The 13,379-nt window shown below is 42.8% G+C and carries 6 protein-coding genes and 1 pseudogene; 2 read left to right on the forward strand and 5 right to left on the reverse strand.

What is annotated here, in order from left to right; translation table 11 throughout:
• Positions 1-105 precede the first annotated feature (105 nt).
• From MHB82_RS16610 to MHB82_RS16630, 5 genes and pseudogenes are all read right to left on the reverse strand, one after another.
• Complete coding sequence (locus MHB82_RS16610; protein ID WP_110822746.1) at positions 106-1,479, reverse strand: extracellular solute-binding protein; 1,374 nt, start codon at positions 1,477-1,479, stop codon at positions 106-108.
• A 232-nt stretch (positions 1,480-1,711) separates the two neighbouring features.
• Positions 1,712-5,062, reverse strand: coding sequence for a DUF5107 domain-containing protein (locus MHB82_RS16615; RefSeq protein ID WP_341175327.1), 3,351 nt, complete (start codon positions 5,060-5,062; stop codon positions 1,712-1,714).
• 182 nt (positions 5,063-5,244) lie between these two features.
• Positions 5,245-5,801, reverse strand: a pseudogene (locus tag MHB82_RS16620) (cupin domain-containing protein).
• 354 nt (positions 5,802-6,155) lie between these two features.
• Positions 6,156-6,776, reverse strand: coding sequence for an NAD(P)-dependent oxidoreductase (locus MHB82_RS16625; protein WP_341175328.1), 621 nt, complete (start codon positions 6,774-6,776; stop codon positions 6,156-6,158).
• 342 nt (positions 6,777-7,118) lie between these two features.
• Positions 7,119-8,156, reverse strand: a complete 1,038-nt coding sequence (locus MHB82_RS16630; protein ID WP_110822740.1) for an NAD(P)/FAD-dependent oxidoreductase — start codon at positions 8,154-8,156, stop codon at positions 7,119-7,121.
• A gap of 822 nt (positions 8,157-8,978) precedes the next feature.
• Here MHB82_RS16630 and MHB82_RS16635 point away from each other — a divergent pair.
• Positions 8,979-10,121 (forward strand): response regulator, encoded by a 1,143-nt coding sequence (locus MHB82_RS16635; RefSeq protein WP_095357736.1) that lies wholly within the window; start codon positions 8,979-8,981, stop codon positions 10,119-10,121.
• A 231-nt stretch (positions 10,122-10,352) separates the two neighbouring features.
• Complete coding sequence (locus MHB82_RS16640) at positions 10,353-13,298, forward strand: hybrid sensor histidine kinase/response regulator (protein ID WP_341175329.1); 2,946 nt, start codon at positions 10,353-10,355, stop codon at positions 13,296-13,298.
• Positions 13,299-13,379 lie beyond the last annotated feature (81 nt).

The raw sequence follows: 13,379 nt of genomic DNA on the forward strand, positions 1-13,379 counted from the left end.
ATTAGCATACGGCACGTTTTCTGTCAACTGGTTCTTTTGTAGTTCATATAAAATAAAAAAAGCACTACCTGATGGCAGTGCCTTTTTAAAGCTTCTATTCGTATTTTATAACTTGAGGCTTTTAGACGGAAGCAATACTTCAGCAAGTCCCTCTTCATCCATTAGATAAGACATGTACTGCTTCAGGCTTTCTCCGAAACGAATCTGAGTTTGCATGGAAATCGACAGATCCCGATACGTCATGTATTTCGAACTATAGTCACGGTGAAGCTCCAACCTGGACGGTTTGTTTTTAAGCTCCACTGAACATGTTTCCGTTATATATCTGCTTGCAGGCAGACTATAGGTCTGCTGCCTAATATAGGTCTGTGCCTCATCTGAATGGAGATAATTCACAAAGCAGGCTGCCGTGTCCTTTTGGCTCGATTCTGCACTGAGAGCAATGGCTGTTGACAGAAGAAGTGTCCTATCATTCTTAAAATGTGGTAACTGTGCGATATCATAGGAAAAATCCGCATTTTTTAGCTCATTCAGCATGTAATATGTGGTTAGCATGACGGATATCTTCTGCTCCTTAAACAACTTCTCGGCTTCAAATTCACCTTGTGCCAAGGCAAGTGGAAATATGCCTTCCTCTGTCACAAGATCCCTCAACCATCTTAATCCTTCTGTAGGAAAGCTAGTTCCGTTCTGAGCTGGACTGGGATCCGTCGAAGATAGATCGTCCTCATTTTGCATCCAAAAAATCGGCCACCGATTCATGGAAAATAACTGAAAAGCGATACTGTAGCGATGAGGCGCCTTAAGTTCTCTGAGCAGCGCCGCCAGTTCATCCCAGCTCCAGCTACTATTGGGTTCGCCCAGTCTCTTCTCTCTCAGATGCTCCTTGTTGTAACACAGAATAACAGGTGAATATATGAAAGGCTGTGCTGCCAAAACACCCGATTCCTTCTCAAAATATGTTGTCAGAAAAGGGTAAATTGTATCGTCTCGATCCTGGTCGACCAACAAATCAAGGTACTTTTTTTCTTGGAATTGGTACATATCCTGCAAGTTGATGGTTAACGCATCGACAATCCCTAATTTGACAAGATTGGCGATACTGTCTGAATTCATATAAGGAAGCTCAATGGTCTCCACATGAATATGTGGGTGTTTCTCGTGGAATCGCTTAATGAGTTCCTCCATCCCTGCTTCTTTATAAAGTGAGGGATATACACCAAAACGAATGGTTTCCCTCGAAGCTGGCTTTGCCACCTGCGTGCCCACCCTGGGGATTTTAACGATCAATCCCTCCTGTACAAGCTCATCCAGTACGTATCTCACGGAGTTTTTACTTAAATTGTACTGTTCTGTTAGTGCCAACTCAGAAGGCAGAAATTCTCCCGGGCTGTAAGAGCCGGAGTTAATTTTTTGCTTCAGGTCGGCAGACATATGTCTGGTTCTGGTCTGAAAAGTATGACGATCTATTTTCGCCATGGGCCGTTCCACCTATCCTCTTCATCTTTTTTTATATTTTACCTATATTTTCATTGTATTTCCTGATTATTATTTTTATTATACCAGATATGAACCAGATTTACACAGTAAGTAAATGAATTCACAACCACATTCACTCCAAGCTTCTTGGAAACAAGAAAAATCCGGAACTGGTTGTCCCGGATTTCCTTGAGGTTAACTCTGCTGCCCATGATTTTTATCCCCATATGCTTTAACATAATTCCAAGTGAATTCGCGCTCCCTGGTGGTTAGGCTCCAGCTGTAACGCTTCATTAAATCGTTTTTTGGCCTCTTCTTTGTTCCCAAGACCCAGTAATCCAAGGCCAAGCATAAACAAGCAGTGGGTTTGATTCCGCTTATTCAAATCATCCTCAAAAACCAGAAAATCGGGTAAGGATACAGCAAAGTAATCGATTTTCACATCATCAAACAGATGTCGTTCTGCGTAGTCGATCAGCTTGTTAAATCGGCGCTTTGCCTCTTTCGAATGCTTCAATTGATTCCAAGCAAGGCCTTGATAGAATATCATCTCTGGTGGCTGATCATTGTAATACATCGCGCTAGCCGGTTCATCCAACCCCTCCGAAGCGAGTTTCCAATGATAAACAGCCTCTTCTCGCTGTCCGAGTCCCTGATAAGCCATGCCCAGCTCGTAGTGAATATTGTTCTCTTGCGCGCCTTCAAGTTTGCCTTCACCCAAATTTTCCGGATATTGAAGCGCCCGTTGAAGCAGCAAAATGGCTTCTTGATAGGATTGACGTGTATTCTCCTGCTTGGCAAGCTCAACGAGAGCTAGTGTATATTGTCCCGTTGCTTTCCCCTCCCCGCCTTCCCAAGGATGAAATCGGCGACTTAATAATAAAGACAGTGCTTCATTATGTTTGCCTAGCGTGTTCAGCAGTGTAATATGTTCGAGATAAAGATCGTCGCGTTGTTTGACCAAGTGAATATGTTCCTGAAGCTTCGTTAATCGTTCTTGTGCTGAAACGCCCGTTTTCTTAAGCAGCTGATCGAGCTCGTAGAAAACTCGTGCATCATCCTTGTCACATGCAAACGCCTGTCGAAGTGATTGCAATGAAGCTTCTGCGTCATGACGTTTGTTATAATAGGCCAGCGCAAGATTGCGGTGAACCGTGGCGAATTGGTGTTCAAGGCCCGTGGAAATCTCCCAGTGCTTTATGGCCTCTTCCGCTCGTTTTTTATCGTAATACAGGTTACCTAAATAATAATGGGCCTTACTGTCAGATGGATTTTTATGGACTGTATGAAGCAATACACTTAGATCAAACAGGGTGTTCGGAAAACAGTAATCCGGCGCAGTAGCCCCTCCAAGGTGACGTTCATGTTCAGCTTTATCAGTGAGTCCCATCTTGTCATAGACGTAGGCAAGTGTGTAATGAGTCATAGGATACGCCAGTCCATCCGGATGGGACGAAATTTCTTCTAACAGACGTGATGCTTCTTCGTATAGACCACTTCCTGCATAATCCCAAGCCAGGTTCAAGTAATTATGTGCGTCATCTCTCAACAACCGGCGGAGTTCCGATTTCACCAGATGAGCATCTTCACTTTTCCCCATGGCTTCTAGATTCATGAATTTCTCATATCTAGCACCAAAATCCGCAATGTCCATCGTCAGCGTTTCGTCTGCAAACGCAATAGCTTCCTCATAACGACCCAACTTGCGAAGCAGCGCCGTTTTTACGAGCCTTGATTTGTAGTTTCTTGTATTGCGAATCAATGCACGTTCTACCAGATCCAGCGCTTCGATAAACTCCCCCTGCTCGGAAGTAATCTGGCTTAATGCGTAGTAGCCACTATCCTGATATGCTGCAGACCATACTGCCTTATAAAAGGCTTTGAAAGCCTCTTCATTTCGTTCCTGAAGCCGGAGCGTCAAGCCTAGTTGATAGTAAGCTTCACTGTCATATGGATTGGGATTTCTCCAGGTCAATGACTCAATGGCCATACGGAAATGCGACTCCGCTTTCTCCAAATACCCTCTTCGAAGCAGAAGTGTACCATAAGCGATATTGAGACGAATATCAGAACCATCTCTTCTTAATCCTTCTTCGTAATAGCTTTCCGGTTCAAACGTAGCGTGCCTGTACTGCTCCAAATGAAGGCCGGCAAGATACAACTGTTCTGTACTCTTGAGTTCTTCTGGAAGAGGAAGCGGTTTGGCCGCATCCGGAATCTGTTCGATAGATGGTTTCGCCGGCTTGTAGCTGATGAGCAGCTTTTGCTTGGCATCTCGCACTGTGACAAGTAAGTCATGCGGTTGATCTTCATCGTCCAACGTAATGATGGTTTTATAAGTCGACTCGGGCGAAAGTGTAACAGTATCATTGACATACGTACGCTTACGTCCCTTTAGTTGGATTTTCGCACCTTCAAATATAGAGCTCGCATAGGCCATTACTGTCGCAACGCGTTGTTTTTCATCCACCTCTAAATTCACCGCTGCATCGATAGAAGCGTTTTTGACAACGCCAATGTTTTTGTATGGCATGAAATATTGGGTAAACGACTTTTCTTCATACGGCTGAAGCCAGGTGAAATCGGGTTGGTTATCAGTGAATACGCCTGTCATTAACTCAATGTAAGGTCCGTCTTCATCCGTCAGACTTCGGTCCCAAGCTTGGCCGAATTCACCGTTGCCCCACGTCCATTGCTTCTTGCCTGGAGAGACATGGTGGTTGGCTACATGCAGCAAACCTGCTTGCACGCCATGGTCGTAACCGCCTACAAAATTGTAGTCAGATTTATATGCCATATAAGAAGTCGGGACCGGGATATTTTTGTACCTAGAGATATCAACGCCTTCGGAATAATCCATTTTGTAATAGGTCCCTGTAGCAATCGGGAATTTGGACACATCCCTTTTTCCGTGGTCAAAGACTGCTGTAACATCAGGTGGAAATACGGTCTGTGTATGATCATTGACAGCCACGGCCGGGTTGGCCCACCACAAAAACGTTTGCGGCTCGGAGGTCCGGTTATACATTTGCGCATTAATTTCGATATAGGCCTTACCTGGATGCAATGTAAAACCGGTAGTTACTTTTGTGCCGTACATGCGATCAATCTCACTAACCCATACGGTTGCGCTGCCGTCCTCATTCTCCGTTGCCGTGTGCTGTACAGGTCCAAACGTATTCGGTCGATGATGCTGCGGCCAGTTAAATTCGATACCTCCTGAAATCCATGGGCCAGCAAGCCCAACGAGAGCCGGTTTGATAACGCGATTGTAATACACGAAATCATAATTGTTTGTTTTATCTAATGCGCGGTAGATCCGCCCACCAATTTCAGGCAACATTTCGACGCGAATGTATTCGTTTTCAAGAATGGCCATGCAATAGGATTTGGATTCTTTCACATCCAGGATTTTATCGATGACTGGATGCGGGTAGACTCGTCCGGAACTCCCCTGGTACACGCGTTTCTCCAGAAACATGGGGTTTTTGTCAGGTTTGCCTGTTCCGTAAGTGGGAATTTCAACCTGTTCCTCCCATACTCGCACTTGATTAGAAACCGCTGATGAATCTGTTGTACTCATATCGAGATCCTCCTTTGTGTTATACGTTTAATGTAATGCCGCCCCCCCTTTCATACAATTAACGAAAGTCGGTAGTTGATGGATTATATTCTTAAACTTGATTGCACAAATGTGGGTAATGAAATAACCGCTCTATTCAATAGAGCGGTCTCTAATAAGTTAAATAACGATTAAATAGTGTGTTATTCTGAAGCCATGGCATCAGCTTTTGTTGGATGGACGGTGCCAAATGGATGTTGCGGTGGAGCGTAAATCACATAGACTTTAAGTGGTTTGTTGCCTGTGTTTGTTATGTTATGCCACTTGCCAGCAGGTATCATGATTGCATAGTCTTCGAAGGCATTCACACAATAAAATCGAGATTCTCTCTACGATCCCCCATTTGAACCAATCCTTGACCTTCTTCAATCCGAATAAACTGATCCGTATTCGGATGAACTTCTAATCCGATATCTTCACCTACATTTATGTTCATAAGAGTTACTTGGAAGTGCTCCCCCGTCCATAAAGCTGTACGAAAATTATTATTAAGCTTAGTTACTTTTTCGATATCTACCACCAAAGGTCTCTTCCCGTAATCCTTTAGAAGCATCACTTGCTGCCCTGTATTTTCCATACCCATTTGAGATCCTTGGTCTAGTGGATGATTGTTTCTTTCTGTATAAGTTGGATAATAATATGGATTATGTCCAATCGTGTATCCACCATATTGATGTGCTGGTGTGTGGTAGTAATACAATTTGCACCATCCCTTTACAAATATTATGAAGTCAGTATATGACTACATACAGGGAATGTGCCTAGCGAAACAAAGGGCTGAACTGGTTCCTCAGTTTTCATGGATACTTTTTTCAGCTGAAAATTGATTAGATACATCTTTAAAGTGAAGTTGCATCAATTCCTCCAGGTTTTTTTCTTCATTATCCCACGAATCACTTAAAGCCCGACACCAATCATGTTCATTCTGGACAAGCCAAGCTTGTGACTATTTTCTGAGTCAAATTTCATTTCTAATCTCCACCTTGAGATAAGGAAAAAGCCGCTAAGGTAATAGCGACTCTAATAGGGTATATGTTTTGTCTCTCTACAGTATCTAATATGAAATACCTACACGATATCTGATATAAGAACTATTATTGATTTGATTGTAGGTGAATTCTGCTGTATCACTCACGGATATCTCCCTGCCGCCTTCAGGCAGAACGTCACGCTCTACTCGGTATACGCCAAAATGTTCTCCATCTGGTAAATACGTAGGACACACTATCGTCCATTCCAATGTAGATTCTTGAAGCAGCGAGTACACTCGATGATGTTCCTCAGCAGCACGGGTGGATTTACGCCTCGATTCACTGGATTGATATCGTAGAATACTCGGAGAAAGCCTGCTTTGCAGAATACCCGCTGTCCCTACAGTAATGATTCGTTTTATCCCTTCTTCATACATTGCATCAATGATCAAAGGTATACTTTCAGATAGTGTATGGGTCCCATCCGTGTTTAGAGCACTAATAACGACATCGGCTCCATGGATAGCACGCTTAATATCTTCCTGATTCAATACATTACCTTGAATGATTGTTAAATGTTCATCATGAAACTGGCATTTTTCAGGATGACGAACCAGTACAGTTACATGATGCTGTTCCTTAAGTGCCTTGGCAACGATCTGACTGCCTACTCGTCCAGTTGCACCCAATACTAGAATTTTCATATTTCTAATGACCCTCCATCTTCTGCAGTGTTCCATCTATTATCTTTTTGATTAATAACAAGTAGCTTAGCCAGCAACAACATTTCTGAATAAAAGTATCAGACAGTATATGACAAAATCAATAGCAGACATATTTTAAAAAGAAAAAAGCCGCTAATCAGCGGCTTATTTACCATCAATTGAATGTATTACATCATCATCAACAGGACGTAAGAGCTTAATTCTAATTTACTTGTAAGACACAAATGTACGAATTAATATTCGAACTAACTTCCTTCATTGCTCAGGATCTACAGTTTCACAACGGCTCTGTAACAGTCCGTCTACTGATGGCAAAACCTACTATTCACTGGATACGCCAAGCGCTTTGTTCCGTTCCTTAAATCTCTCGTTATGTGACGATACATAAGCCATTCTAGGCGCCTCGGGATCGATATACCGTTTGGCGCTGTTAAGTGCTAAGGCGGCATCCGTGAATGCCCCTGCAATCAGGTTGAGCTTGCTTTCGTAATTGGCAAAGTCACCAGCCCCGAAGATACCCGGCAAGTTCGTCTCTAGTTTCGGGCTGACAAATATGTTCCAGTCGTCCATATCCAGTCCCCAATCCTTGATCCCTGTAAAATCGGACTTCAGTCCGTGGTTGACAATAACCTCATCTACTTCTAGCTCGCGTGAATCACCTGATTCGATGTGGTTAATCGTTACCCGTTCAATCGACTTTCCGTTGCCGCTGTATAACTGCGTGACTTCATATGGCGTAAGCACATCTGCAGAAGACTCCCTCATTCGAACAACGTTTTTTTCATGCCCGCCAAAGTGGTCGCGTCTATGCACGACAGTGACCTGAGCAGCGATGGAAACCAGCTCGTTCGCCCAATCGACAGCGGAATTCCCCCCTCCCGAAATAAGGACCCGTTTCCCTCTAAAAGGCTCAAGTTCCTGCACCGTATAGTGCAGATTGGATACCTCATAGCGCTCAGCCCCTTCCAGCTCCAGCTTCGCCATTCGCAGAATGCCGCGGCCAATGGCCAGAATGACTGTACGTGTCCAGTGCTTCTCCCCTGTTGCCGCCTCCAGGATGTACGTCGAATCCGCTTGTTTCTCCAATCCAACAATGTGCTGGCCGAATACAATGGTCGGGTCGAACGTCTTCGCCTGCTCTGCCAATTGGGCAATTAATTTCTCGCATAGAATCGGCGTAACCCCTCCAACATCCCAGATCATCTTCTCGGGATAAATAAGCATCCGCCCGCCCAGCTCGTCTTTCGCTTCGATTAGCTTTGTCTTTAAATCACGCATTCCACTATAAAAAGCAGTATACATTCCCGCAGGACCACCGCCAATAATTGTCACATCGTATAATTCAAGCTGCCCAGTCAATTGATGTCCTCCTCCAGCCGGCTTATGTAACATCCGTGCTTATGATAATCATTATCAATATCATTGTAGCTTCGACAGCGTGACAATAACAATGGACAAAACCGACGGTTACTTTATACAAAATGGAAGTTGCCGTTCCGCCATTCACAAGTGAAACCAAATCAAGCTAACGATCACAGGATATCATCGATTTTTTTGCCGTTGGAGATCATTCCATTATACATCCAAGTTAGAAAATCCACCTGGTGCATAATGTGGTCCGCCGAAATACGCTCTTCACTTGCTTACTGACTATTAAGTGCCATCACTACATCGTTTTAAAATGAACAACAAATAACCGCCGAGTTAAGGTTAAGCTCCGCAGTCATAATGTCTTCATTATTTAATAATGGTTTCCCTTCATAAGAGCTACATTTGCAGCTTGTTCAATCCATTTAACATCCCCACTCATGAATTTTTTAGTAGAACACCAGTTAATTGTTATAGATCCTTTCCCTACCGTTGTCATTGAAGTAACTTGCTGTCGATAAGACAAGCTTTTGCTTCTTTTTAACATCGTAGGATAACTGTATCTTAATATACTCATGCTCATCACCTCGGGTTTCGCCTAATGGTTATGTCTATCCTATCGAATACATAAAACACTAGTCAAATAGGAGAAATTCAGTGGCCAAAGGACCAACATTTCATTCAGCCCCACTGACCCGAAACTCAAGATACACGACTAGCTCTGCTACATCATTCGAGTTTTTATTCCATTTTTCAACATCCATGTTAAAATCGATATAACTAAATAAACGCTAATAAGGAGTATATTTTTACATGAAAGCTATTCTTATTGACGATGAAGTTTTAGCGTTGTCTTATTTGGAGCTTCAACTACTGAAGATGGAAAACTTCAGCCTTAATATTATTGGTAAATTTACAAACCCATACGATGCCTTGGATATCGTTGAACATGCCAAAGTGGATATCGCCTTTATTGATATAGAGTTACCTGAGATCAATGGTATTGAACTGGCGGAACGCTTGTTAGAGTATGACCCTGACCTGATGGTGGTATTTGTTACAGCCTATCAAGAATACGCTGTGGACGCCTTCGAATTAAACGCCATAGATTACATTGTGAAGCCGGTTCGCTTTGATCGATTGTCCAAAACAATGAATCGGATATTGAGCAAGAGTACCGCCAGATTGGATAACCCTGATCCCCATCAACCTCTCAGGATGACCATGTTCAAACAAGTCATGATTGAGGAACCACAATCGCCTGGACAATTTACGTTGATGCAATGGAGAACCTTCAGAGCGCAGGAGCTTTTCCTGTATCTTCTTCAGCATAGGGGACAGCTTGTTCGTAAATCGTTTATCGTTGATTTATTGTGGAGCAATACAGATGTAAACAAAGCCTACTCACAGTTATATACAACCATTTATCATATTCGCAAAACGCTTACTGCGTATGGAAAGAGATTTCAGATTAAGAGTGCAAATGAAGGATATTTACTAGAGCTGAACCATATCATTTTGGACGTAGCACTTTGGGAAGATTCTATGCAGACCATCGATATCTCAGAGGATAACCTGGAGCTTCATTTGGAGAAGATTAACAGCTATACGGGTGAATATTTACAGGAATACGATTATTGGTGGGCCGAGGCAGAAAGGCATAGGCTTAAACAATTATGGCTAAACACAGCTCTAAGTGTCGGCAGTTGGTATGAGGATCAGCAGAGATTTGGCGATGCGTTGACTACATACTTGAAAATTCACCGCCTCTATTCAATAGAGGAAAAGTCTTCGTTTGCCTTAATGAAGCTGTATGACAAATTGAACGAGCCACAGAAAACGATAGAAACTTATCAAGAACTCACGACACGACTAAAAGAAGAATATGATATCCTCCCCGGAAACGATATTCAACTATGGTTTAAGGAGTGGCAAGAGAAACAACTGCCCTCTTGATCCGTATTTTAGATGTATAACAGATAAGAGCTTTTTTACAAGCCCACTATAACGTATGATAAAGGATTGTTCATGTTGCCATCATTCACACCTATTAAGAAAACCATATCCAAACACAGGATGGCTTGGCTCATCCTCATATACTTAGCAGCTTTGATTGGAGTAAGATTTTTCTGGTATACGGAGTTCTACCCTCCGAATCAGCCACATGCAGCCCAGGGAGAACTTGATTTGTCCAACTTGAAATTTACGGATCAACAGACGATCACACTTAACGGGGAATGGAACTTTACTCCGGGTACCTTCATTCAGCCAAGCACATCCTTTAGTCATACATTACATTCTGCTAATTTGACAGAGGTTCCCGGTACTTTTAACGATACGAGTCCAGAATCCAATTTCGGAACATATCGGCTTCGCGTACTTTTGCCTAAATCTAATGCGTCTTATGGCATTCATATTCCTGAAATCAAGACGGCTTATCGCTTATATGTTAATGGAAGCCTTCTATATGAATCAGGTCATCCTGATGACAATCCGATTGGAACGATCTCTAAGGTTGTACCCTATACAGGTAACTTTACCGTGGAGCAGTCCACCATGGATATTGTCATTCATGTCAGTAATTTTCACTATCATAATAAAGGTGGCATTATTCAATCCATTAAATTTGGTACTCCATCTGCTGTCCTGAATGAAATACACTTTAGCGAAAATATGCAGCTGCTCGTCGGAATTATTCTGCTGCTTCATATGTTATATATCGTTATTCTTCTTTTCGTAGGGCACCGACAGAAAGAGCTTCTTTATTTTGCCGGAATTATTTTGTTTGCCTTGCTTGTTACGTTAATAGACGATGATAAAATGCTGCTTCAATGGTTACCAATCAACTTCGAATGGGCAGTACGTATGAGGATTATTGGATACTCCGCCCTTTGTTATTGTCTAGTGTTATGTACAAAGCACCTGCTTGGCGTACATAGTTTTAAGAAACTGATTTTTATTTTCTCTATTTTCTTTTACACCTATGTATCCATTACACTTTTCTTTCCGATCCGTTGGCTGGATTATACCTCTAAGATTCTAGGAATTTTCATGGTCATAGCCATCTTACTCGTACCGATTATTTCAAGACAGGCTGTGAGGAGTGGTCAAGAAGCTGCCACTTCAATATTACTTGCGGGCATTGCCGTATCATTTAATATAGCATTCAGTGGATTGTTCAAGTCATGGTTTAATAAAGACCTGCCGTATTACCCGATTGACCTGATTGTAGCCTTTGTTGTGTTTGCATCCTTTTGGTTTGTACGCTTCACCAAAACAGCAATACGTGCCGAGAAACAAGCGGAAGCGCTCAAGAAAGTGGACAAACAAAAAGATGAATTTCTCGCGAATACGTCGCACGAGCTTCGTAATCCGCTCCATGCAATCATTAATATGTCTCAATCCATCATCATTCGGAGGGGCAGTAAGCTCGATACATCTGATCAAGAAGATTTGATGCTAATTACCAAAGTTGGACAACGCATGTCACGTCTGCTCGATGACTTGATTGATATTACCCTACTGAAGGATAGCCGGGTTACGCTAGAACCAACAAGTGTCTCTTTACCAGCAGTGGCCAAGGGAGTAGTCCATATGCTGAACTATATGACGGTAGATAAGAATGTGAAGCTGCAGAACGAGATTCCTGATACATTACCTAACGTAGCAGCTGACGAAAACCGACTTACCCAAATAATGTTCAACTTAGTGCACAATGCATTGAAATATACCAAGGAAGGCTGTGTTTCTCTTCGTGCGGAGATCCTGAATGAAGCTGTTTATGTTCATATTATAGATACGGGTATTGGAATTGACGAAGAGCTGCAGCAGCGCATATTCTCCCCGTATGAACAAGCGGATTCCAGCATAACTTCTCCAGGCAGCGGCTTAGGTCTGGGACTCAGCATAAGCAAAAATTTAGTAGAACTTCATGGCGGAACACTAGAGCTGACGTCTAAGATTGGACAAGGATCCGTCTTCACATTTTCCTTACCGTTGGCCGACGCCGTACCGGCTGTTAAAGGAGTACAGAACGGTGAAGAAATAGAGTCTCATTTCAATCACCTGGGATCCGACGTGATGGATGCAGCGATGGAAGCAGCTGTTTCTTCAGAGAATAGATACAAGGTGGATCATATCAAGGGGTCTATTCTTATCGTGGATGACGATGCCATCAATCTGAAGGTTATAAAATCATTGCTGGAGCTGGACAACTATGAGGTTACCGCTGTAAATAGTGCTCAAGAGGCCCTTAGACAAATTAACCATAAACAACAGTGGGATCTGATCGTAACCGATGTGATGATGCCGGAAATGTCCGGATATACCCTGACTGAAATGATACGAAAGAAGTTTACCATTTTCGAGCTGCCTATACTGCTGTTGACGGCTAGAATCAGACCAGAAGATATTCATACCGGGTTTCTTGCGGGTGCTAATGATTATTTAACAAAACCGGTTGATATGTTAGAGCTTCAGTCAAGAATTCGCGCTTTAATTCATTTTAAACAGTCTGTAGACGAGCAATTACGTATGGAAGCTGCGTGGCTCCAAGCTCAGATTCAGCCTCACTTTTTGTTTAATACAATCAATTCCATTGCTTCGCTTAGTCTATTAGATCCAGATCGCATGATCACGCTGCTCGAGGCATTCGGTGATTACTTAAAGGGAAGCTTTAATTCAAGGAACTTAGAGCGCCAGGTCCCTCTGTCCCATGAACTTGATTTACTGCGAGCTTACTTGTATATCGAAAAGGAGCGATTTGGAGAACGATTGGAAGTAGAGTGGAATCTGCCCGACCCGTTGGATGCTAAACTTCCTCCACTTACGATCCAACCTATCGTAGAGAATGCCATCCGGCACGGAATATTGAACCGTACCAGTGGAGGAAAGCTCACTCTATCTGCTACAAAAGAAGCGGATTACATCCAATTCATCATACATGATAACGGAGTGGGTATGGATGAGACCAAGCTGTCCTCCCTATTAGATCGTAATAAAAATGCGGGGACCTCCGGTGTGGGATTAACGAATACCGATCGACGGCTCAAAAAAATGTATGGACAGGGCTTAACGATTCAAAGTAAACCTGGTGAAGGAACTACGGTTTCCTTCATCGTACCGAACCCATAGAATAATAAAAGAAGGAGCGAGCATAGTTTCATGCGGCTCCTTCTTTTTAGATTTCTAGCCAAAAGCTTGCCTTTTACGATA

The organism is Paenibacillus sp. FSL K6-2862 (assembly GCF_038005125.1).
Lineage (GTDB): Bacteria > Bacillota > Bacilli > Paenibacillales > Paenibacillaceae > Paenibacillus > Paenibacillus illinoisensis_A.